We start from the raw sequence: 22771 nt of genomic DNA on the forward strand, positions 1-22771 counted from the left end.
CTTCTGCGGATCACGCCATCGTCAGAATGCGCTCGATCTCGTCGACCGGATGCTTGGTCAGGTCCTTGTCGACCTCGGCCAGGATGCGGGAGCGCAGATCGTCGTCCAGATGCTGCCGCAGCATCGCGAGCATCCGCGGCGGCGCGACCAGTACGATGTCTTTCGCCGAGCCCGAGCGCTGCGCAAGCCGCAGCGCCGAGACGGTGTCGCGGGCGAACTGGTTTTCGGCCAGTTCGTGCCAATCGGTCTCCTGCGTGGCACTGGTCGGGGCGACGGCGTTCTGGATGCGGCCCGGCCGGTCGGCTCCTTGCTCCGAGTTCGGCGGATTCGCCGGGGCTTCCCGCACCTGCTCGACCTTCAGGCTTGGCTGGGCGGTGCCTCCGTCATTGCGAAGGAACAGGGCCTTGCGGGCGTCGCAGACGGCCACCCAGGCGTCATGGGGGATCATCAGGTTCATGGCGCGGCTCCTTGTCTGGGAATGGCCCGGGACACGGCAACTATCCGGCTGGCCGCCCCGTCTGCCTTGATCCAGCGCAAAGGGAACGCGGCAAGCGGCAATTTGATCATTCTCAAGGCGCATTTGGGCGCGGCGTGGTTCGGAAAGGGTGGTGTGGCAAGGCTGTTTGCCCGGCAGCAGGCGGCGGCGCAGGAGGTCGAGGATGACGGACCCTGACAGCCAGCGCGAAGGCGAGATCCGCCTGTACTTTCACGGTGCGGCCGGGGCGGTCACCGGCTCCTGTTTCGCACTCCGCACCGGAGAGGCTCACCTGCTGGTCGATTGCGGGCTGTTCCAGGGCTCCAAATCCGAAAAGGAGCTCAACTACCGATCGTTCCCCTTCGATCCTGCCGCTCTGGATGCCGTGCTCCTGACCCATGCCCATATCGATCACAGCGGGCTGCTGCCGAAATTGACGAAGGACGGCTTCAGGGGACCGATCTTCGCGACATCGGCGACCATCGATCTCTGCTCGGTGATGCTGGCCGATTCGGGCCATGTCCAGGAGGCCGAAGTCGAACAGCTCAACCGACGCAATGCCCGCCGCGGCTTGCCTCCGGTTCAGGCGATCTACGACGCCGAGCAGGCCCAGGCGACCCTTACCCAGTTTCGCGCCGTTCCGCTCGGCGCCCCGGTCTCGGTCGCCCGCGGTATGCGCGCCCGGTTTTGGGATGCCGGGCACCTGCTCGGCTCCGCTTCCATCGAGGTCGAGATCGACAGGGCGGGCGAGGCGCCGCTGCGCCTGCTCTTTTCCGGTGATATCGGCTCGAGTCTCGCACCTTTCCACGGCGCCCCGACGGGCCCTCGGGGCATCGATCACCTGATCTGCGAGTCGACCTATGGCGATGTCGATCGGCAGGAGGTAACGCTCGATCAACGCCTGAATGTCCTGCAGGGCGAGGTCGCGGCTGCGGCACGCGCGTCCGGCGCGATGCTCATTCCCTCCTTCGCGGTCGAGCGCACGCAGGAGCTGCTCGTCGACCTCGTTCGCCTGATGAAGGCGGGCGCGATCCCGAGCGCGCCGATCTTCGTCGATTCACCGCTCGCGACCAGGGCCAGTGCAGTGTTCGAAAACCATGCCGGCGCGATGGCTGGCGGGGACGCGCTGCGTGAGGCCCTCCGGGACTCCCGAGTCCGTTTCACGGAATCGGTCGAGCAGAGCAAGGCCATAGCCCGCATCCGGGGCTTCCATATCGTGATTGCGGCGAGCGGGATGTGCGACGCCGGGCGGATCCGGCATCATCTCAAGGAATGGTTGTGGCGCGACAGTGCCACGGTGCTTTTCGTCGGGTTCCAGGCTCAGGGAACGCTGGGCCGGATCCTGCTCGACGGAGCCCGCCGGGTCCGGATCATGGGGGAGGACGTGCGGGTGAAGGCCCGCATCCGCTCGGTCGACATCTATTCGGGCCATGCCGACGGGCCCCAGCTCGCCGCCTGGATCGCCGAGCGCCGGCCCATATCGGGCTCGGTCTTCCTGACGCACGGCGAGACCCATGCCATCGAAGGCCTGCGCCAAAGAGTGAAAGCGCTCGATGACGATCTCGATGTCGTCGCGCCCACGCTGGACAGCGCCTTTGCACTCACGGGGACAACCTCGCGCCAGATCGGCGGTCCGGTGCGGAGCGCGGCTGAAAGCGCCGGCCGCCTCGACTGGCACAACGAGCTCTCCAGCCTGATCCTCGATATCGACGAGGAGATGTCGCAGGCAGCCGACGAGCGCGCCCGCAAGCAGATCGTCCGCCGCCTCCGGAAGGCGCTGGAGTCCGAGTAGGCGGTGCTTTCGAGGGGGCTGCAGGTCAGCGGGAGAGGATCTCCCGAACCAGGCTCGCGAACGCCCGTAGATGAAGCCAGAATGAAAAGGCGGGCTTCTCGTCGAGCTCGTTGACGATCAGAGTGCCGCGTCCGCCGCGCCACGACGGCAAGGAGCGCCTGATCCTGGCGATCCAACCGGATTGCTGTCCTTCTGGCATCCTGAGGCTCTTCACCATAAGACCGGGCTCCATATTTCGCCCGAAGGTCATCGCCTGTCCTTGATCGGGGTCAAGGATGAGCCTCGCAACCGCCCGGGCGGGCGGATCAAGGTTCCAGCGCCGAGCGGCTCAACTTGAGGAATGTCAAGGCTCGTCCAGTTCGATTGGGGAATGATCGCGCACCGAAGAGGAACCTCGTGATGCAGACCGCCAGCCAGAACGAAACGATCTGCTTTCTCGGATCGTCCAGGGCCTTTGGCGATTGTGCCGACTGCATGGAGATGGTCTCCACTCACATCTCCGTCGTGCTGTTGATCGGCGCCCGCGCCCTCAAGCTGAAGCGCCCGGTCAAGTTGCCCTATGTCGATCTGTCGACGCCCGAACTGCGATTGGCGATGAGCGAGCATGAGCTGATGCTGAACCGCCGGACAGCACCGGATCTGTATCGCGCGGTCCATCGCATCACCCGCGAGCGCAGCGGTGCTCTTGCGCTGAACGGAGAGGGCGAGCTGGTCGAGGCCGTGCTCGAAATGAAGCGCTTCGACAACAATTTCCTGTTCGATCGGCTGGCGGAGAGGGGGCGCCTGACCGCCGGCGACATGGCCGAGCTGGCAGCCGTCATCGCCCGGTTCCATCAGGCGGCGGCCGTCTGCACGGACGGCGACGGCGCGGCGCGGATGGAGCGCGTCCTCACCATCAACGAGCGGGCTTTCGCGCTGGCGAAAATCCTGCCCAACGACGAAGTCGAGCCCGTGATCGCGGATTGCCGGGCCGCGCTGGCACGGCATGCCGGCTTGCTTGACCAGAGGGCTCGCGGCGGAAGGGTGCGGCGCGGGCATGGCGACCTGCACCTGCGCAATATCTGCTCGGTCGACGGAAGGCCGCTGCTCTTCGATTGCCTGGAGTTCGATGAGGATTTGGCGACAGTCGACATCCTCTACGATCTCGCCTTCGTTCTGATGGACCTCTGGCATCGCAAGCTCGAACCGCTCGCGAATGTCCTCTTTAACCGCTATCTCGATATGCTCGGCGATGAAGGGGGCCTGCGTCTGCTGCCCTTCTTCATGGCGGTAAGGGCTGCCGTGCGCGCACATGTCGTCGCGGTCGATGACAGCAGGCCGGAAGCCGAGCGACTGGCCGAGTCGCGTGCCTATCTCGCGCTCTGCCGGAACCTGTTGCGGCCGCAATCGCCGCTCCTCCTGGCGATCGGCGGCTATTCGGGTTCGGGCAAGTCGACGCTCGCTGCGAGATTGGCACCGACGCTCGGGCCAGCCCCGGGCGCGCGCATTGCCGCGAGCGACCGACTGCGGAAGAAACTGTGCGGCGTGGCCGCCGAGACGCGCCTGTCGGCGGAAGCCTATGCCGCCGATGTCTCGGCCCGCACCTACCGCGCCATGATGCAGTCCGCCGAGGAGGCTCTGATGCAGGGACATGCAGCCATCGCCGATGCGGTCTTCGACCGTCGCGCGGAGCGCGAGCGCATCGGGGAGGTGGCTCGTTGCGTCGGCGTGCCGTTCTGCGGCCTTTGGCTGCAGGCGCCGCAGCAAATGCTTGTCCATCGCGTGGAGGCACGCCGCGGCGACCCCTCCGACGCCACGCCGGATGTCGTGCTGGCGCAGGTTGCCCGCCATGGGGCCGCGACGGAATGGACCCGGATCTCCGCGCGGGAGGAGATGGAGGTGGTCGCGACCGCCGCGCTGGCGGCAATCGGCTCTCATACCGGGGCGGCTGCGATCTGGCCGAACCCGTCCTGTGCCCGGCCGGAGGCCCTGTGTCTGCCGTGACCGCGACCGATGATTCTGGACGTAGGTTCAGTCGAGCAGAGAGCGCAGGCGCGCCGCCAGTTCCTTGGAGGTGTACGGCTTCTTCAGCCAGCTGCCTTCGGCCAGCTCGCGTCCGGCAAGGCTGGGTTCGGCGTAGCCCGAGGTGAAGAGGACCTTCAGGTCGGGGCGCAGCATGCGCGCCTCCCGTGCGAGCTCGTCGCCGAACATGCCGCCCGGCATGACGATATCGGTGAAGAGGAGGCTGATCTCCGGATGCGTGGCGATGAGAGCCAGCGCCTCGCGTCCAGTCGCCGCCTGGATGACGCGATAGCCTTCCTCCTCGAGGCGGGCGACGACGACCTTGCGGACCCGCGCATCGTCCTCGACCACGAGGATGCATTCGTCCGGACCCGGCTTCGAAACCGGAACCCGGCCGCTATTCTCGGCCTCGGGCTCAGCTTCCGCTTGCGCCGTCGGAAGGAACAGCCGCACGGTCGTGCCTTCGCCGAGTTCGCTGTAAAGCTGAACATGGCCGCCGGATTGCCGGGCAAAGCCATAGACCATGCTCAGCCCCAACCCGGTGCCTGCGCCTACGCTCTTGGTGGTGAAGAACGGCTCGAAGGCGCGTTGCTTCACGTCTTCGCTCATGCCGGCACCCGTATCGGAGATGCTGATCAGGACGTAGTCGCCCAGCCGCACCTGCGGATACATCCGGACATAGTCGGCATCGAGATGGATGCGCGCGATCTCGACCCTGAGCCGCCCGCCCCGCGGCATGGCATCGCGCGCATTCAGCGCGAGATTCAGCAATGCGTTCTGCAACTGGGTCGTATCGACGAGGGCCGTGAGGGTGCGGCCCGTCACGACGGTCTGCAGCTCGATCGTTTCGCCGAGCGTCCGGCGCAGCAGATCCGTGAATTTCGATACGAGCTGCCCGATATCCGTCAGCCTGGCATGGAGGGCCTGGCGCCTTCCGAAGGCGAGGAGCTGGCTCGTGAGCCTGGCGCCGTCATCGGCGGCAGCCTGCGCCTCCTGCAGCAATTCGCGCAGCCTGCCGTCCTGGAGCCTGCGCTCGATCATCTCGAGATTCCCGCTGATGACAGTCAGCAGGTTGTTGAAATCATGGGCGATCCCGCCGGTGAGCTGGCCGATGGCTTCCATCTTCTGGGATTGCCGCAACTCCTCTTCCATCCGGTGCCGGCTGGTCAGGTCGCGGATGAAGCCGGTGAAAATCCGCTTGCCGCTGGCGGCAGCCTCGCCAACCGCCAGCTCCATGGGAAAGGTGGTTCCGTCCTTGCGCAGGCCGGTCACCACGCGCCCGAACCCGATGATGCGGCGCTCCCCGGTCGCCAAGTAGCGGCCGATATAGCCGTCATGCCGGTCGCGGTCGGGGTTCGGCATCAGGATCTTGACGTTCTGTCCGCAGACCTCCGTCGCGGCATAGCCGAAGAGTTTTTCGGCAGCCTTGCTGAACGAGATCATGATGCCGGCCTCGTCGATCACCACCATCGCCTCCGGCACGGTCTCGAGGATCGAGAGCAGGTGCGATTGGCGCGCGGCGAGATCGGCCTGGGCGTATTTCAGGCCGCTGATGTCGATATTCGTCGCGAGGACGATCGGCTGCTCCGGAATCTTGCTGCTGATGATCATCCAGCGGCTCACGACGACGATCGTGCGGCCGCTTCGGTGGCGCTGGGTCAGCTCTCCCTTCCAGCTGCCGGATTGCCGCAGTTCCGAGAGGACTTCGTCGAAAGGCCGAGGGAATTCGGTCTTGAGCAGATCTCCGACATGCTGGCCCAGCGCTTCCTTCGCGGTCCAGCCGTAGAGGTCTTCGCATCCGCTGCTCCAGCGGAGGATGCGGCCGTCGAGCGTCGAGGCGATGATGTTGGCGTCGTCAAGGACCTGGACGATCTCGTCCAGGCTTCGCTGGCTGATGGCTCTTGGTCTGCCTCTCGCCGTCACCCGACACCCGTCAATGCGATCGCCCGACGCTTCGATCGAGTGGGGCGCGGCCCCGATCATCGTACGCGTCGATGCCCTCGGCAAGGCTCCTCAGCAGGGCCGGCTGGCAGATGGCGAAGCGATAGCGGGCGATCGCGCGGATCACGCCCCGGTTGATCAGGCTCGTCATCGTTCGCGAAACCGTCTCGATCGTCAGGCCGAGATAATCCGCCATGTCGACGCGGCTCATCGGAATTTCGATCACATGGGCTGGCTCGGCCTCGTTTCCGGCACGGCGTGTGAGGGCAAGCAGGAGATCGCAGACTCGCTCCTCGGCGTTCTTGCGGGCAAGCAGCACCGTTCTCGCCTGGGCGCTGGCCATCTCCCGGCACAGCCAGTCGACGAATTGCGGCCGCAGCGCCTCCGAGCCGTCGACTGCCTGGCGAAAGCGATTCCGCCCGAGACGGCGCAGCTTCACCTCGCAGACGGCTTCGGCATCGCCGAGATAGTACTCGGACGCCGAAATGCCGAAGATCTCGCCCGGGTAGAAGAAGCCGGTGATGACGCGGCTGCCGTCACCGAGGACTTTGACGACGCGCAGGATGCCCGACACGATCTTGAAGACATGCGTCGCCGGATCGCCTTCGCGGCAGATCGTCGCGCCACGCTCGAACGTTTCGAGCGGCAGTTGGCTGAAGAGGCCCAGCAGGCTCGGCTGGGGGCGATCATTCGCGATGACCGCGAACCGGGAAGGCTGTCGGGACACCGCATTTGAAACAAGCATGACTCTGTCCTCCACCTCAGGCTGATGAAGGGGAGGAAAGCCACGGCGGATGGCAAGGAAACGGTCCGCATGTTAGCGTATGTGTAAATTTGTTACCGAGTGTAACACTCGACCTGTGACCTCTCGGGTGCAGTTTGCCATGGCCGAGCTGACATCTCGCAGCGCCCATATTCTGGTCGTCGACGACGATCCGCGCATCCGTCAGATGCTGACGCGCTATTTCGAGGAGGAGGGCTATCAGGTCAGCGCAGTCGCCGACGGTCGCGGCATGCGCGACAGCCTGCAGCGGCTTGCGATTGATATCGTCCTGCTCGACCTGATTCTGCCTGGCGGCGAGGACGGGCTCATGCTGGCGCGCGAGGTCCGCGCGAAGTCGAACGTGCCGATCATCATGCTGACCGGTCGCGATGACGTCGTCGATCGCATCGTGGGGTTGGAAATCGGCGCGGACGACTACATCGCCAAGCCGTTTCACCTGCGGGAGGTTCTGGCGCGGTTGCGCACTGTGCTGCGCCGGAATCAACCGTATCCGCTAGAGGCGATGGATGCCGAGGATGGCAGGGTCATCAGGTTCAGCGGCTGGCGGCTGGACCCGCAGCAGCGCCGGCTTGTGGCGCCGGAAGGCGCGGATGTTCCGCTCACGACCGGAGAGTTCGACATCCTTTTGGTAATGGCCCGGCATCCGGGGCGCGTCTTCTCGCGCGACACCCTGATGAACCTGACGCGCGGTCGCAATTACGAAGCCTTCGATCGCGCCATCGATGCCCAGATTGCGCGCCTGCGCAAGAAGATCGAGGCCGGCGGCCACGCATCGCCGCTGATCAAGTCGGTGCGCGGCGTCGGCTACGTGTTTACAGGCGCAGCTGGCGCTCGGGACGGTTCCGGGCGCTGAACCTCGGCGGACGGCCGCAGGATCTGGTCTGCGAAGATCGTCCGGCCGCGCTCGCCTGCGAAATAATCCCTGAGCCAGGGATCCTCGTGCAGCAGCAGGTCCTTGAGCGTTCCGACGGCGATGACCTGCCCCCGCGAAATCGCCGCGATCCGGTCGCAGGTGGTGTGAAGGCTGCTGAGGTCGTGGGTGATCATCATCACGGTCAGGTCGAGGCTCGCCTTGAGCGTGAGAAGAAGCTGGTCGAAGGCATCGGCCGCGATGGGATCGAGCCCGGAGGTCGGTTCGTCGAGGAACAGGATCTCGGGATCGAGCGCCAGCGCGCGCGCCAGGGCCGCGCGCTTGGTCATGCCGCCCGAGAGTTCCGCGGGATACTTGTTCGCCGCGTCGGGCGGCAGCCCGACCATGTCGATCTTCAGCATCGCCATCTCGTCGAGCAGCTCCGGCGAGAGATGGAGCAGCTCGCGCATCGGCAACTGGATATTCTCGGCGATCGTCAGCGACGAGAACAGAGCGCCCTGCTGAAACATCACGCCGCAGCGCTGTTCGAGCGCGCGCCTCTCGCTCTCCCGAAGATCGTCGAGATTCCTGCCGAATATCTCGATTACTCCACCTCGCTTGGGCAAGAGACCGAGGATGGTGCGCGCCAGGACGGATTTTCCGGAGCCCGACGCGCCGATGATGCCGAGGATCTCGCCGCGCCTGACGTCGAGGTCGAGATGATCCAGCACGGCCTTCTCCCCGAAGGCGACCTCGAGGTCCCGGACGCGCACGGCCACCGCGCCGCCGCTCGCGATCGGGTTGCCTTCAGACGTCATGAACGGCTCTCGGGTCATGGCTTCGCTGGGCCCGTCGACAAGAACTGGCGCCTCGCTTCGGCGCTCCCTAGTGGGCGAGGAAGAGAGGCACCGGAGAACTGTCGAGCAAGTCCGCCGTCACACCGCCCAGCACCCATTCCCTGAAACGGGAGTGTCCGTAGGCTCCGACGACGATCAGATCCGCGGAAATCCGTCGCGCCTCGGCAAGCAGCGCGTCGCTCGCCGATGTCTGTGTGTTGAGAACGGTCGCCGTCGTCTCGATGCCATGGCGGGCGAGGTGGGCGCTGATGTCGGAGAGAACCTCGGCTCCCCCCATCCGGCCATGGGCCTCTTCCCTGACCGCGACGATGTGGACCGCTGTCGCCTGCGCGATCAGCGGCATCGCTTCGGCGATCGCCCTGGCGCTCTGCCGCGCATCGGTCCAGCCGATCAGGACCGTCTTTAGCGTCGACCTCGGCGGCGCCTTCGGGGGCACGAGGTAGAGGCCTCGGCCGCCGTCGAACATCACGCTTTCGAGCAGGGGGCGCCAGCGCGCTTGTTCGTCGTCGCGCGGGCAGCTCGCGACGAAGAGGTCGTTCCAGCGCGCCTCGGTGGCGACGGCCTGTTCCAACAGTCCGGGGAAGGCGTCGAGACGGCGCAGCTCATGCGGCGGGGCGAGCCGCGCGAGCCGCTCGCGCAGACGCTTCTCGGCCGCATCCCCTTCGGCGGTGACAGCATCCACGAGCTGCCCGATCGCCGAGATGCCGAAATCGCCGGCGAACAGCGCCGGGTCGGGCAGCAGGTTGGTGAAGATGCCGGTGATCCGCGCTGCGCCGGGCGCCGCCAGGGCTTCCGCATGCGCCAGCCGGGCCTCGTCCTCAGCCGATCCGTCCAGGTGAACCGCGATGTCGCGGTAGGCTGCGCTGCGGACGGCCTGCGCCTGCGCCGCCGCATTCGGGGAGAGAGAGATGTCGTTCATGCCAACCTCCGGATCGATGGTCCTGCCCATTGTCCGGTCATCGAGCACCGGAAGCCGGGATGGCGCATTGATTTTCATCAAACGCGGCAGCGGGCCGCGTCGTTTGCGCTGAATCAAAGGCCGCGGTTTCGATTCCGGGCAGCTTGCGTGCTCGACCTCTGACGAGAACAGCGGAGAGCGATCATGTCGCCAGTGCTTCAATCCGATCTGCAGCCCGCGCAGGAAGGCCGGCGGGCGAGCCGCCCCAAGATGATGTGCGCAGCCGTCTTTGCGGAAGCCGGCCGCATCGAACTCGAAGACAAGCCTGTCCCGGATGTCGGGCCGCTCGACGCCTTGCTGCGCATCACGACCACCACGATCTGCGGGACCGACATCCATATCCTCAAGGGCGAATACCCGGTCGCGCGCGGCCTCACCATCGGCCACGAGCCGGTCGGCGTGATCGCAAAGCTCGGCTCGGAGGTCCGCGGATTCCGGGAAGGGCAGCGGGTCATCGCGGGTGCTATCACGCCGTCAGGGCATAGTGCGGCCTGTCTGTGCGGCTGCGCTTCGCAGGACGGCCCCGGCGAGCGCCACGGCTTCAAGCCGATGGGCGGCTGGCGCTTCGGCAACACCATCGACGGTGCGCAGGCGGAATACCTGCTCGTGCCCGATGCGATGGTCAACCTGGCGCACGTGCCCTCCGGGCTGACGGACGAGCAGGTGCTGATGTGCCCGGACATCATGTCGACCGGCTTTTCGGGGGCGGAGAGCGGCGGCGTCGGGATCGGCGACCATGTCGCCGTCTTCGCGCAGGGGCCGATCGGCTTGTGCGCGACGGCCGGCGCGCGGCTGATGGGCGCAACCCGCATCATCGCGGTCGAGAGCGTGCCGGAACGGCAGGCGATGGCGCGCAGGCTCGGGGCAGACGACATCGTCGATTTCTCGAAATGCGACCCGGTTGCCGAGATCATGCGGCTGACGGACGGGCGCGGTGTCGATGTCGCGATCGAGGCGCTGGGCCGCCAGGAGACCTTCGCCGCGGCACTGCGCGTGCTCAGGCCGGGCGGAACGCTATCGTCGCTGGGGGTGTATTCGAGCGATCTGACGATCCCGCTCGGCGCCTTCGCGGCGGGGCTCGGCGACCACCGCATCGTCACCACGCTGTGTCCCGGCGGCAAGGAGCGGATGCGTCGGCTGATCGACGTCGTCGCTTCCGGCCGCGTCGACCTCGGGGCGCTGGTCACGCACCGCTTTCCGCTCGAGCGGATCAAGGAGGCCTACGAGTTGTTCGCGCATCAGCGCGACGGCGTTCTCAAGGTTGCGATAACGCCTTGAATCGTTGCGAAGAGCCGGTCGTGCGCTCCGGGCCGAAAGCGGAGGCGGGCGAGCTGCCATTCTGGTCCGAGGGCCGCAGCGGACTGCTGAGGCGCCTCGCTTCGACCGAGGTGGGGATCAGTACGGCCGAGGCCGCGCAGCGCCTGCGTCGGTATGGCCCGAATGCTGCGGTCACCAGCCTCCGGCGAGGGCTGCCTTTCAAGATAGCCAGGCGGCTGGCCGAGCCGCTGATCGCGATCCTGCTGATCGCGGCGCTGATCGCAGGCGCCACGGGCGATTGGCAGAGCCTTGTCATCATCGTTCTCATCGTGCTGGCGTCGATCGCTCTCGACGTCTTCCAGGAGTCCCGGGCCGAGGATGCCATCGATGCCCTGCGGCGCACGGTCTCTGTGCGTGTGACCGTCCTTCGCGACGGCCGGCTGGTCGAAATCCCGCTGCGGGAGGTCGTGGCGGGCGACGTGGTTGCGCTCCATGCCGGCGACCTGATCCCGGCGGACGGGCTGATCCTCGAAAGCCGCGACACGATGGTGGACGAGGCCGCGCTGACCGGGGAGCCCTTTCCCGTCGAAAAGCGCGCGGCCGCGCCGGAGCCAGCGGGGGACGGGGCCGGCAGCGCGCTTTTCGGCGGAACCAGCCTCGTGGGCGGCGAGGCCCGCATGCTGGTCGCTGCGACGGGGGCCGATACACGGCTCGGCGCGATCTCGCGCTCCATGCAGGCAAGCGAGCCACCCACCGCCTTCGAGAGGGGCGTTCACGGGCTTGGAATGCTGATCCTGCGCCTCACCGGTTTCCTGGTGCTGTTCGTCCTCCTGACCCAACTGGTGCGCCACGGGCTGTCCATCGAGAGTTTCCTGTTCGCGGTGGCCCTGGCCGTCGGGCTGACGCCGGAGCTCTTGCCGGTGGTGATGACGGTCACGCTCGCGCGCGGTGCCACCCGGATGGCGCGGCACCAGGTCGTGGTGAAGCGCCTCTCTGCCATCCACGATCTCGGCGCGATGGATGTTCTGTGCACCGACAAGACCGGAACCCTGACGGAGGCGCGGATCGCCCATGCGGGCAGCTTTGGCTGCGACGGGGCCGACAGTGCAGCCGTCACGGAACTGGCTCGCCTCAACAGCCGCTTCTGCAGCGGGTTGCGGAACAATCTCGACGTCGCCTTGCTCGCTTCCTCCGACGATGACGGGAGCGGCTGGCGAATGCTCGCCGACCTGCCGTTCGACTTCCAGCGGCGCCGCTCTTCAGTCCTCGTTGCCAGCGGCGATGAGCGTCAGATGATCGTCAAAGGCGCGCCGGAAGCCTTGCTCGCGGTGTGCGATCGCTTCGAACAGGCGGGCGGACATATCGGTCAGTTGGACGATGTCGCTCGGGCAGGGCTTCTGGAACTCATCGAGGCCAAGGGAGCGCAGGGCCTGCGCTTGCTTGGCGTCGCCCGCCGGCCGATGCCGCCAGGCAGGGATGTGCTGACCCGCGACGATGAAACCGGACTCGTCTTCGCCGGCTGTGCCGCTTTCATCGATCCACCCAAGGCCTCGGCCGGTACGGCGATCCGCGAACTCGCGGCCGCCGGCGTGCGCGTCAAGGTGATCTCGGGGGATGCCGCGGCTGTCGTCCGCCATCTCGCGGATGCCCTAGCACTTCCGGCCCGCGGTCTGATGACCGGCGAGCAGATCGCCGCCTTGGGGGACGCCGCCCTAGCCTCCCGGGTCCGCCATGTCGATCTGTTCGTACGGGTCGCGCCGGAACAGAAGGCGCGCATCGTGCTCGCCCTGCGCAGGGCGGGGCATACGGTCGGCTTCATCGGCGACGGCATCAATGACGCGCCCGCGATCCATGCAGCCGATGTCGGCCTGTCGGTCGAGGGCGGTACCGAAGTCGCGCGCGAGGCGGCGGCGATCGTTCTGCTCGCGCCCGACCTCGGCGTGCTCGCGCGCGGGATCGCCGAGGGCCGCCGCACCTATGCGAACATCATGAAATATGTCCGGATGGGCACGAGCTCGAATTTCGGCAACATGCTGTCGATGGCGGCCGCCTCGCTGATACTGCCGTTCCTGCCGCTCAATCCGCTGCAGATCCTCGTCAACAACATGCTCTACGACCTCTCCGAGGTCGGCATCCCCTTCGACGAGGCGGATCCTGCCGATCTGGCGAGGCCGCAACGCTGGGACATGGCCGCCGTGCTGCGCTTCACCCTCGTGATGGGGCCACTGTCCTCGCTGTTCGACGCGGCGACCTTCGCGCTTCTGCTGGGCGTGTTCGGGACGGGGGCGGAAGCGTTCCGCACCGCCTGGTTCGTCGAGTCGATCCTGACCCAGATCCTGGTGATCTTCGTCATCCGCACCGCCGCTCCGTGCTGGCGCAGCCGGCCGCATCACGTCCTCGTGGCGACATCTCTGGGCGCTCTGGCGCTGGCGCTGCTCCTTGCGCTGACCCCGCTTGGCCGTCCGTTCGGCTTCGTCGCATTGCCGATCCCGGTCGTCCTGACGATTCCGGCCATCGCACTCCTCTATCTCGCAGTTGCGGAGGCCTTGAAGCCGATGGCGATGCGGACCGGCCGGCGCAAGCGCACGCTCGCCGGCCACCGAGCCGTTGCGCGTTCGAGGGGCGAAGCTCCGCAAACCTAGACGGCACCGACCGTATGGGCGAGCGTGTCCGGTGAGGCCGTTCCGAGGACCTGGGTGACGAGACCGTATTTCACCGTGGTCATCGCCAGGCCTCGCGCCCAGTCGACGACATCGTTCCACGGATCGACGATCCGGCCGGTGGCCGACAGGAAGGTGACGACGGTGGCGATCTCGGTCTGGCCGCGGACGACCAGAATGCAGCCGACGGCGAGGACCAGCAGGCTGCCGAGGGAATAGGTCAGGTTCATCAGGAAGTTGAGGGAAAACTTGATCTCGAACACGCCGATGTCGACGGCAAAGACCTCGTCGAGACGGTGCGCGCTCGATTCCGCTTGCGAGGGGGCCAGGATTTCGTCGCCGAAGCAGCGCAGAAGCCGGGTGCGTTGCGCAACGCGTCGGTTGATGGCCCGCTGCATCAGCGGCACGAACACGAACTGCGGCGCCAGGATGACGAGGCTCGCGGCCATCATCTTGAGATCAAGCACGGCAAGGTAGACGAACACGCTTGCCAGGAAGCCGATTTCGACGATCGGAAGGCTGAGGCTCGATCCCACGAATGCGCCGATATCGTCGGCTTCCGCCAGGATCATCGCGAGGCCGGTGCCGTTGGTCAGGTCCGACCCTGTCCCTCCCATGCACTCGAGCCGCTGCGTGACCACGAGCCTCAGCTCGCGGGTCGCGCATTCGCCGAGCCAGGCGCGATAGAGGTTCATTGCCAGCTTGGCCAGCCCATAGGCCAGGACAAGGCCGAGCTGCAGGGCTGCAAGGGTCAGGATGGCGGGGATGCCGCCGCCATGCACCGCAGCGTCGATGATGCGCCGCTGCGTTTCGATCGGAGCGGTGTTCAGCAGGAAGACGGAAACGGAGAGGCCGCAGATGGCCGCTTGATGCCATCCGCCGGATAACAGGACGAAGTGCAGGAACCGCCGCGGCAGCCCCGCTTCCCCGGTGCGCGGACGAGGGGGCTCCGATATCGACGCGGCGAGCCTCGATAACCTCATCGGTCCAGTCCGCGGCGCCGATGCCTTCCGCGCCCATCGCTCGCTCCGTCGCGGAGGCGATGCCATGGACAGACGAGATGGACCGTCGCGCCGCTCCGGAAGAGGGATTGCCAACCTCGCAGGCGCGCGCCCATCGCTTCGATCGCTTCTCCGGCCATGTCCGGGCGATACTAGGCGGGGAACTACGCCCCTGCTTTGATCGAGCGCAAGGACGCGCGGCCTGTCGCGTGCATGCTGCCGGCCGGTTCACTGGAAGAGCGCGCCATGCATTCGTCGTTTCATGCCGGCTCGGCCGGGAAGGTCGATCCACAGCAGCCTTGCCCCGAGGAAACGCTTGGCGAAGAGGCTTTCGCTGCGGTCGACCGCCTGCGGGAGGCGTCCAGTGCGAAGCTGACCGGCGGGTTCTCGCCGACGGCTCTGACGCTGGCCTATCTCGACTGGGCGATTCACCTGGCAGCCGCCCCTGGCAAGCAGCTCGAACTCGCCAGCAAGGCGGCACGCAAGGCCGTCAGGCTGGGCGGGCACCTCGCGTCGGGCCTGTTCCAGCGGGATGTCGATCCCTGCATAGAGCCTTTGCCCGGCGACCGCCGCTTCACCGCGCCGGAATGGGATTCACAGCCCTTCGGCTTCCTCGCCCAGGCTTTTCTGCTGAACCAGCAATGGTGGCACAACGTCACCCACGACGTGCCGGGCGTGGAGCGTCATCACGAGGAGGTCGTTTCTTTCGTCGCCCGGCAGATCCTCGACGTCTTCTCCCCCTCGAACAGCCCCTGGACGAACCCTGAGGTGATCGCCCGCGCGCGTGAGACCGGGGGCGCCAACTTCATCGAAGGCTGGCGAAACTGGCTGGAGGATCTCCAGCGGCAGCTCACGGGCCAGCCGCCGGTCGGCGCCGAGCGCTTCGTCGTCGGCCGGGACGTGGCGGCGACGCCGGGCAAGGTGGTGTTCCGGAATCACCTGATGGAGCTGATCCAGTACGCGCCGTCGACGGCGGCGGTGCACGCGGAGCCCGTCCTGATCGTGCCGGCCTGGATCATGAAATACTACATCCTCGACCTGTCGCCGCAGAACTCGCTGGTGCGCTACCTGGTCGGCCAGGGCTACACCGTCTTCTGCATCTCCTGGCGCAATCCGACCGCCAATGATCGGGAGCTTGCCATCGAAGACTACCGCCGCAGCGGCGTGGCGGCGGCGCTCGACGCGATCGCGGCCATCGTTCCCGAACGGAAGGTCCATGCCGCCGGCTACTGTTTGGGGGGGACGCTCCTGGCCATAGCGGCGGCCGCGATGGCACGCGACGGCCAGGACCGGGTCGCCTCCCTGACCTTCCTTGCCGCGCAGACGGATTTCAGCGAGCCCGGAGAGCTCGCGCTGTTCGTCGATGCCAGCGAGCTTCGCTTCCTCGACAGCATGATGTGGAACCGCGGCTACCTCTCGGCGGATCAGATGGCGGCGGCCTTCCAGCTGCTGCGATCGAACGATCTGGTCTGGTCGCGCATGGTCCACGACTACCTGATGGGCGAGCGATCCCGGATGTTCGACCTCATGGCCTGGAACGCGGATTCCACCCGCATGCCCTACCGGATGCAGGCGGAATATCTGCGCGGCCTCTATCTCGACAACGATCTCGCGAGCGGCCGCTTCATGGTGGAGGGGCGGCCGGCCGCGCTGCAGAATATTCGCACGCCGGTCTTCGCCGTCGCGACCGAGGCCGATCACGTCGCTCCATGGCGCTCCGTCCACAAGCTCCACCTGCTCACCGATTCCGACGTCACTTTCGTCCTGACCAGCGGCGGTCACAACGCCGGGATCGTCAGCGAGCCGGGCCATCCGGGGCGCCATTTCCGGATCAAGTCGAAGAATCACGGGGACGTCTGCCTCGGCCCGGACGAGTGGCTGGCCGCCGCCCCGATGCGCTCCGGCTCATGGTGGACGGCCTGGACGGAATGGCTCTCCGCCCGTTCCTCGCCGGACCTTGTCGAGCCGCCTGCCATCGGTGACGCTGCGCGCGGCTGCGAACCGCTCTGCGACGCGCCTGGAACCTATGTGCTGCAGAGGTGAGTCTTGGATCAGGAGCTACTCACGAACCGCACATTCGACGAGCTCGTCATCGGCGAAAGCGCCTCGATCATCCGCGTTGTCCGGCCGGACGACATCGAGTTGTTCGCGGCGGTCTCGGGGGACGCCAATCCCGCCCATCTGGACGCAGCCTTCGCCGCGAGCGATCGGTTCGGACACGTCGTCGCGCACGGGATGTGGACGGCGGCGCTGGTCTCGGCCGTGCTCGGTACGAAGCTGCCCGGACCCGGGACGATCTATCTCGGGCAGGATTTGCACTTCCTGATGCCGGTGGTGCCCGGCGATACGGTGACTGCCACCGTCACCGTCCGAAGCAAGGACACGGGGAAGCGGATCGTGGCGCTCGATACGGTCTGCACCAACCAGGCCGGGGCGACGGTCCTGTCCGGAACGGCGACGGTCGTGGCGCCCGAGAACCGCCTGACATGGCCGCGGCTGCGCCTTCCCGAGGTCACCCTGAAGCGCTCCGACCGTTATGACAGCATCGTCGCGCAGGCCCGGGCGTTGCCTCCCCTGAGTGCCGCGATCGTCCATCCCTGCTCGCCAGAGGCGATCCTGGCCGCGATCGAAATCCGGGATGAAGGGTTGCTGGAACCCGTCCTCGTCGGCCCCGAGGCGAAGATTGCCGCTGCGGCGGACAAGGCCGGCGTGACACTCAGGGGCATCGTGATCGAGAACGCGCCCCATAGCCATGCTGCCGCGACGCGGGCCGTCGAGCTCGCCGTGGCCGGCCGGGTGGCGGCCTTGATGAAGGGCAGCCTCCATACGGACGAATTGCTGGGAGCCGTCGTCGCGCCGGGCTCGGGCCTCACCACGGAGCGGCGCATCAGCCACGTGTATGCGATGAGCCTGCCGGCCTATCCCAAGCCGCTGATCGTCACGGACGCCGCGGTCAACATCCAGCCCACGCTGATGCAGAAGCGCGACATCTGCCAGAACGCCGTCGACATGTTGCATGTGCTGGGTCTCGCCGAACCGCTGGTGGCGGTTCTGGCCGCCGTCGAGACGGTGAGTGACCGCATGCCCTCGACGCTCGACGCCGCGGCGCTCACGGTGATGGCGGCGCGCGGCCAGATTACCGGCGCCAGGGTCGACGGGCCGCTCGCCTTCGACAACGCGATCAGCCCCGAGGCGGCGCGGACCAAGGGCATCGTCTCGCCCGTCGCCGGCCAGGCCGATATTCTGCTCGTGCCGGACCTCGAGGCCGGCAACATGCTGGCCAAGCAGCTGATCTATTTCGCCAATGCCGATGCCGCCGGGCTTGTGCTCGGAGCCCGCGTTCCGATCATCCTGACCAGCCGGGCCGATTCCCTGAAGACGCGCATCGCTTCCGCGGCGCTGGCGAAACTCGTCGCGGCGCACCGCCAGCCATTGACGGTGCCGGCGTGAGCGAGGCGCTCCTCGTCACCTTCAATGCCGGCTCCTCGACCGTGAAGATCGGGCTTTTCGCATTGGATGGAACTCGACCGAGGCGGGTCGGCAAGGGTGTGATCGACTTTCGGGAGCCGCCATTGCGCTTTCGGTTGATCGAGGGCCCGGATACCTTCGACATCGCCCTGGACGCCCGTCCCGGCAGCGAACTGGACATCGTGCTCGGCGAGGCCTTCCGCCGCCTCTCCTGGCATTTCGACCTCGGCAGCGTCGTCGCGATGGGGCATCGCATCGTGCACGGCGGCGAGAGCTATGCAGGCCCGGTCCTGATCGACGACGAGGTCTTGAGGGTGCTGGAGACGCTGGTGCCGCTGGCGCCGCTCCACCAGCCGCAGGGGCTGGGCCTCGTCCGCGCCATCCGCCGGCTGCGCCCGGAGCTGCGGCAGACGGCCTCGTTCGACACGGCCTTCCACCGCACCCATGCCGACGTCGTGCGGCGCTTCGCCATTCCCCGCGCCATGCATGACCGCGGCATCAAGCGCTACGGCTTCCATGGGCTGTCCTATCGCTTCATCGCGGCGGAGATGGCGCGCCGCGAGCCAGCGCTCGCGCGAGGCCGGGTCGTGGTCGCGCATCTCGGCAGCGGAGCCAGCCTTTGCGCTCTGGAGGGGGGCGTCAGCCGCGATACCTCGATGGGCTTCTCGGCCCTCGACGGCATTCCGATGGCGACCCGTTGTGGCGCGCTCGATCCGGGCGTCTTGCTCCATCTCATCGCCCAGGAGGGCTATGATGCGAAGCGGCTCGAGGACCTGCTCTATCGCCGCAGCGGTTTGCTCGGCGTATCCGGGATCAGCGCCGACAGTCGCGAACTGCTCGAAAGCGACCGACCGGAGGCACGCCAGGCGCTCGACCTCTTCTGCTTCCGCATAGCCGGGGAAGTCGCACGGCTCGCCGCGACGCTCGGCGGGCTCGATGCGTTCGTCTTCACGGCAGGCATCGGCGAGCACCAGCCGCCGATACGCGCCGCCGTGGCGGAGCGTTTGCGATGGCTTGGTCTGCTCCTCGACGGCGCCGCCAACGCCGCCAACGACTGGCGACTGACCGGGACCGACTCCCGCATCGCGGCCTTCGCGATTCCGACGGACGAGGAAGCCGTCATCGCGGAAGATGCCTGCGCCGTCGTGACGGCCGCCGGCCGACCGGCTGATCCGAGCGCCGCGAGACGGCTCGGACCGGCCAGTGAACGCGCCTAGGCTGCTGCTTTCTGGGGCGTCGTCCAGTCCGAGACGTACTGGGCACCAACGCCGGTCCAGGCGTCCATGTTCTTGCGGGCGAGCGTCGAGAGTCTTTCCGCCTCGTCGGCATAGGCGCCGCCGACACCCTTGGCGAAATCCTGCTGGACGTCGATCGCTTCGGCCATCTCCTTGCAGCGACCGAGCCTGGCGTAGAGATCGGCCTGCGCCTGCATGCGCCGCCCCGCGAACGCCATCATTTCCGAAAGCATCGCGAATTGCGTTTCAAGGATCTTCTGCGGCAGCACCGCGGCCGAGGCGAGCTGTGCTTTGACGATCTGCATTCCTTCGTCGACCATGGCGGTGGCCCCGATTTGATCTGCAGCGAGGGAGTTGGAGACAGGCTTCGTCGTAGGCATGGGAAACCTCCTGAATTGTCCCTGCCGCCCCTGTTGGCAGCGGCCGGGAGTTTCCCCGGTGCGCGCCACCCGGTCCTTGACCCAGCGCAAAATGCTCGACCCGGAGAAGGCTTTTTTGATGGCAGCCCGCAGCGCCGGCATCCTGATGTATCGCCTGGCCAAGGCGGGGGCAGAGGTGCTCCTCGTCCATCCCGGCGGCCCGTTCTGGAGCCGCAGGGATCTGGGCGCCTGGTCGATTCCAAAGGGCGAGATCGATCCGGGCGAGACGGCCGAAGAGGCCGCCCGCCGCGAATTCGGCGAGGAGTTGGGCGCGACGCCGGCCGGCCCTCTCGTCGCGCTGGGCAGCATTCGGCAACGTGCCGGCAAGAGCGTCGAGGCCTTCGCAGTGGAAGGCGACATGGAAGCGGATAGGTTCTTCTGCGCGACGGAAGTGGAGCTTGAATGGCCGCGTGGCAGCGGTCGCATCCGGCGATTTCCGGAGATCGACCGGGCGGCGTGGTTCCCGTTGCCGGAGGCGCGGCTGCGGCTGCTGGCGGCGCAAGCTGCGCTCATCGATCGCCTCGAGGCGATGCTGCGGGACCGTGACGCTTGAGCCGTGCGCGTGGCTTTCGCGAAGCTTCACCACCGGCCGGCGCTGGCTTATCGAGTTTCCTTACTCTCGATGCGCCTTCGGACGCATTGACTGCGTCCCGTCACGATCCGCTCGATACGGCCGCCCGGCCAGAACCTCGTGACGCTGCCATCGTCCCGCATGATATAGGCCGGAACTGAAGCCGAGTGAGTTCGCGCGATGCTGCACTCTTCCTGCTTCGTAAGCCGGCTCGCCAGCATCATCGTTCCTCCGCTTTGCAGCGGCTATCCGCCGGACGAGCACGCACCGGCCGAGGCGTGCGGCCCCGACCGGCAGCGTGTCGCCGGGGTGACTCACGCCACCGCCAGATGATCCTCGACCATGTTGACGCCGGGGGCGGCCCAGGCGGCCCGCTCGGCGAGGACGCGTTCGTGCCAGGCCTTCACCTTACCTTCGAGCGTCACGCGACCGCCCGACACGACGACGCGGATCTGGTTCGCCTCGAGCTCGGCGCTCCGTTTCAGCGCATCCTCGATCCGGTGCTTGATGTCGCCGGCCTGCACTGCGGGCTTGACGGTGATCGCGTTTGTGATCCCGATGACGCCGGTGAGCTTTCGGACGGCCGTCTCGGCGGCGCTGCGCTGGAAATACCACGGGACTTCGCCGGACAGGGTGACCCAGCCCTTCTGGACCTTGAGCTGCACCTTGCCGTCCGGCACGGTCGTATCCCACTCGATGATCTTGAGCGCTCGCTGCGCGATCTCGTCGTCATTGGTCTTCTGGTCCGAAGGCCAGCGCACATCGATCTCCTGGGCGATCGCCCTGACGCCCTTCACGCGTTGCACGACCCGCTCGGCCATCAGCTTCTCGGCATAGCTTCCGACGTGGCCCGACAGGGTCACGACGCCGTTGTCCACGGCGACGCCGATATGCGCCGCATTGATGCTGGGTTCGAATTCCAGCTCGTTGAGCACGTTTTCACGCAGAGACAAGTCACCCATAGCGACCTCCTTTGTCGACACATCGTGCAGTTTAAGCTTATCGTTGCAGATATATTTGATCGCCATCAAATAATCGAAGATATGGCTCGATAGAATTGAGCTATTCAGAGAAATATTGAGAATCTAGTGCGACATAAGGCAAGCGACGGGCGATCGATCCAGCAGGTCGCCCGTAACTCCGCCGAATATCCATTCCCGTGTGCGGTTGTGCCCATAGGCTCCCGACACGATCAGGTCGCTGCCTTCCTCGAGAGCGGTATCCATGATGGCATCGGCAGGCGACCCGGACAGGGCGGTCACGCGCCTGGTCCGGCTGGCAACGCCGTGGCGCGCGAGATGAGTGGCGACATCTTCCACGCCCTGGTCTCCTGCATCTTCGCCCACGACGAGGACGGTCACCGTTTCGGCGCGCTGGAGGAAGGGCAGGGCGTCGCGCACCGCGCGTCGCGCCTCCCGCGTGTTCTTCCAGGCGACGACGACACTGCGAGCCAGGATGGCGCGGCTCTCCTGCTGCACGACGAGAACAGGCAGGCCCGCTGCCATGACGGCGTCGCCGGGGTCGATCGACATCAGGCGGCGCGGGGAATCGGAGGAGGATCTGGCGACGACGAGCAAATCCGCCGCTCGTGCCGCCTTGGCGATGAAATCGGCCGGCGGTTGGATATCCGAGCGCCATTCGAGGTCCGGCAGCGTTCCGGCACCGCGCCTGAAGTTCGTTTCCGCCTGCGCAAGATCTTCCAGCGCCGCGTTTCGCGCGTTCTCGATGAGGATCGGGCGTGCGGTCGCCAGGCCGTCCTCCAGATAGGGAAGCGTGGCCTCTCGCGCCGCGATGCCGATGAGATGGCTGCCGAAGCGGGCTGCCAGCGAGGCGGCGAGGGCGGCCCGATTTTCCGCCCGGCGCGGGCGGCCGACGCAGACCATGATGCTGGCGTAGTCGCGGATGCCGGTCATCGGCAGGAACCTTCTGAAAAAGGCGCATCACGCCGAGCGGCGATGACGGTGCGCCGCTGGGGTGGGAACGATGCGATGCTGGGTGCGCGAACGCGGCGATTTCAGCTTCAGCGAAGCGACGCGGAACGGCAGCAGCGCGCCGTCCGTCCCGCGGATCGAGATATACTCGCCTGCTGCGAAACGATGCCCGTCGAGCCGGTAGCCGGTCTCGTCATCCTCCGTACGCGTGTCGTCGTAGTCGATGGCCCAGGTCGCGCCGTCGGTTCCACCGGCGCGATGCACCAGCCAGCCATAGCGATCCGTCTCACCGCTCCAGAAGCGGCGAACGCGACATTTCTCGCGGCTCCTTCGCCAGGCTTTCGCGTCGAGGTGCAATCGCGCGTCGAGCGGGGCTTGGATCTCGTAGCCGCAGGCCGGATGCCCCTCGGGATGGGCCGCAGTGCGCGCGAGCTGAAGTGTCACGACATACATCATGGAGAGACTCCCGATCATGGCCGAAGCCCGCAGGCGGAGCGGCCGGGCCAACCGGACCGGCGCGTCGGAAGACCCGAATCCGGGTGAACTCCGGTTGCGCCGGCTTATTCACGCC

21 protein-coding genes are annotated in these 22771 nt (G+C 66.8%); 10 read left to right on the top strand and 11 right to left on the bottom strand.

Going from position 1 to position 22771, the window contains the following annotated elements:
* Positions 1-10: 10 nt before the first annotated feature.
* Positions 11-457: a host attachment protein gene (locus BGO20_RS04220; RefSeq protein WP_291662434.1), complete on the bottom strand. Its 447-nt coding sequence runs from the start codon at positions 455-457 to the stop codon at positions 11-13.
* Positions 458-478: 21 nt separating this feature from the next.
* Between BGO20_RS04220 and BGO20_RS04225 the strand changes: the two genes are divergently transcribed.
* Together BGO20_RS04225 and BGO20_RS04230 are read left to right on the top strand one after the other, a co-directional pair.
* On the top strand, positions 479-673 hold the full coding sequence (locus BGO20_RS04225) for a hypothetical protein (protein WP_291662433.1): 195 nt from the start codon (positions 479-481) through the stop codon (positions 671-673).
* A complete protein-coding gene (locus BGO20_RS04230) occupies positions 660-2267 on the top strand; it encodes an MBL fold metallo-hydrolase RNA specificity domain-containing protein (RefSeq protein WP_291662431.1) in 1608 nt (535 codons plus the stop codon). The genes BGO20_RS04225 and BGO20_RS04230 overlap by 14 nt, the downstream gene beginning before the upstream one ends.
* 25 nt (positions 2268-2292) lie before the next feature.
* Here BGO20_RS04230 and BGO20_RS04235 read toward each other — a convergent pair whose 3' ends face one another.
* Positions 2293-2484, bottom strand: coding sequence for a hypothetical protein (locus BGO20_RS04235; RefSeq protein ID WP_291662428.1), 192 nt, complete (start codon positions 2482-2484; stop codon positions 2293-2295).
* 182 nt (positions 2485-2666) lie between these two features.
* On the opposite strand from BGO20_RS04235, the gene BGO20_RS04240 reads away from it, so the two are divergent.
* Positions 2667-4250: a bifunctional aminoglycoside phosphotransferase/ATP-binding protein gene (locus tag BGO20_RS04240; protein WP_291662426.1), complete on the top strand. Its 1584-nt coding sequence runs from the start codon at positions 2667-2669 to the stop codon at positions 4248-4250.
* 27 nt (positions 4251-4277) lie between these two features.
* On the opposite strand, the gene BGO20_RS04245 is transcribed toward BGO20_RS04240, so the two are convergent.
* Complete coding sequence (locus BGO20_RS04245; RefSeq protein WP_291662425.1) at positions 4278-6191, bottom strand: PAS domain S-box protein; 1914 nt, start codon at positions 6189-6191, stop codon at positions 4278-4280.
* A gap of 10 nt (positions 6192-6201) precedes the next feature.
* The gene (locus BGO20_RS04250; RefSeq protein ID WP_291662423.1) at positions 6202-6954 is read right to left on the bottom strand and encodes a Crp/Fnr family transcriptional regulator; all 753 of its coding nucleotides are present in this window, start codon (positions 6952-6954) and stop codon (positions 6202-6204) included.
* A gap of 139 nt (positions 6955-7093) precedes the next feature.
* Between BGO20_RS04250 and BGO20_RS04255 the strand changes: the two genes are divergently transcribed.
* Positions 7094-7846 (top strand): response regulator, encoded by a 753-nt coding sequence (locus BGO20_RS04255; RefSeq protein ID WP_291662421.1) that lies wholly within the window; start codon positions 7094-7096, stop codon positions 7844-7846.
* Here the strand turns inward: BGO20_RS04255 and BGO20_RS04260 are convergent.
* Positions 7798-8661: an ABC transporter ATP-binding protein gene (locus BGO20_RS04260; RefSeq protein ID WP_291662420.1), complete on the bottom strand. Its 864-nt coding sequence runs from the start codon at positions 8659-8661 to the stop codon at positions 7798-7800. The genes BGO20_RS04255 and BGO20_RS04260 overlap by 49 nt on opposite strands.
* A 67-nt stretch (positions 8662-8728) precedes the next feature.
* Positions 8729-9697, bottom strand: coding sequence for a universal stress protein (locus BGO20_RS23610; protein ID WP_362888890.1), 969 nt, complete (start codon positions 9695-9697; stop codon positions 8729-8731).
* Between the two features lie 174 nt (positions 9698-9871).
* Between BGO20_RS23610 and BGO20_RS04270 the strand changes: the two genes are divergently transcribed.
* Together BGO20_RS04270 and mgtA are read left to right on the top strand one after the other, a co-directional pair.
* Positions 9872-10936, top strand: coding sequence for an NAD(P)-dependent alcohol dehydrogenase (locus tag BGO20_RS04270; protein WP_362889134.1), 1065 nt, complete (start codon positions 9872-9874; stop codon positions 10934-10936).
* Positions 10933-13557 (top strand): magnesium-translocating P-type ATPase, encoded by a 2625-nt coding sequence (gene mgtA, locus BGO20_RS04275; protein ID WP_291662419.1) that lies wholly within the window; start codon positions 10933-10935, stop codon positions 13555-13557. The genes BGO20_RS04270 and mgtA overlap by 4 nt, the downstream gene beginning before the upstream one ends.
* Here the strand turns inward: mgtA and BGO20_RS04280 are convergent.
* Positions 13554-14558 carry an ABC transporter ATP-binding protein gene (locus BGO20_RS04280; protein WP_291662417.1) on the bottom strand — a complete coding sequence of 335 codons (1005 nt, stop codon included), beginning with the start codon at positions 14556-14558 and terminating at the stop codon, positions 13554-13556. The two genes, mgtA and BGO20_RS04280, sit on opposite strands and share 4 nt — an antisense overlap.
* A gap of 264 nt (positions 14559-14822) precedes the next feature.
* Here BGO20_RS04280 and BGO20_RS04285 point away from each other — a divergent pair, with 264 nt between their 5' ends.
* The 3 genes from BGO20_RS04285 to BGO20_RS04295 are packed head-to-tail and all read left to right on the top strand — an operon-like array spanning position 14823 to position 19261.
* Positions 14823-16619: a PHA/PHB synthase family protein gene (locus tag BGO20_RS04285; RefSeq protein ID WP_291662415.1), complete on the top strand. Its 1797-nt coding sequence runs from the start codon at positions 14823-14825 to the stop codon at positions 16617-16619.
* Between the two features lie 3 nt (positions 16620-16622).
* Positions 16623-18026 carry a bifunctional enoyl-CoA hydratase/phosphate acetyltransferase gene (locus BGO20_RS04290; protein ID WP_291662414.1) on the top strand — a complete coding sequence of 468 codons (1404 nt, stop codon included), beginning with the start codon at positions 16623-16625 and terminating at the stop codon, positions 18024-18026.
* Complete coding sequence (locus BGO20_RS04295) at positions 18023-19261, top strand: acetate/propionate family kinase (RefSeq protein WP_291662412.1); 1239 nt, start codon at positions 18023-18025, stop codon at positions 19259-19261. Before BGO20_RS04290 ends, BGO20_RS04295 begins: the two co-directional genes overlap by 4 nt.
* Here the strand turns inward: BGO20_RS04295 and BGO20_RS04300 are convergent.
* Entirely contained in the window at positions 19258-19800 is a 543-nt protein-coding gene (locus tag BGO20_RS04300) for a hypothetical protein (protein ID WP_291662411.1), read from the bottom strand. The two genes, BGO20_RS04295 and BGO20_RS04300, sit on opposite strands and share 4 nt — an antisense overlap.
* Between BGO20_RS04300 and BGO20_RS04305 the strand changes: the two genes are divergently transcribed.
* Positions 19778-20251 carry an NUDIX hydrolase gene (locus BGO20_RS04305; protein WP_291662410.1) on the top strand — a complete coding sequence of 158 codons (474 nt, stop codon included), beginning with the start codon at positions 19778-19780 and terminating at the stop codon, positions 20249-20251. The two genes, BGO20_RS04300 and BGO20_RS04305, sit on opposite strands and share 23 nt — an antisense overlap.
* Positions 20252-20583: 332 nt before the next feature.
* On the opposite strand, the gene BGO20_RS04310 is transcribed toward BGO20_RS04305, so the two are convergent.
* The 3 genes from BGO20_RS04310 to BGO20_RS04320 form a co-directional block, all read right to left on the bottom strand.
* Positions 20584-21231 (bottom strand): BON domain-containing protein, encoded by a 648-nt coding sequence (locus tag BGO20_RS04310; RefSeq protein WP_291662409.1) that lies wholly within the window; start codon positions 21229-21231, stop codon positions 20584-20586.
* 123 nt (positions 21232-21354) lie between these two features.
* Positions 21355-22182: a universal stress protein gene (locus BGO20_RS04315; RefSeq protein ID WP_291662407.1), complete on the bottom strand. Its 828-nt coding sequence runs from the start codon at positions 22180-22182 to the stop codon at positions 21355-21357.
* A 27-nt stretch (positions 22183-22209) separates the two neighbouring features.
* Complete coding sequence (locus BGO20_RS04320; RefSeq protein ID WP_291662405.1) at positions 22210-22656, bottom strand: hypothetical protein; 447 nt, start codon at positions 22654-22656, stop codon at positions 22210-22212.
* Positions 22657-22771 lie beyond the last annotated feature (115 nt).

It is taken from the genome of Allobosea sp. 67-29 (assembly GCF_001898115.1).
Classification (GTDB): Bacteria; Pseudomonadota; Alphaproteobacteria; order Rhizobiales; family Beijerinckiaceae; genus Allobosea.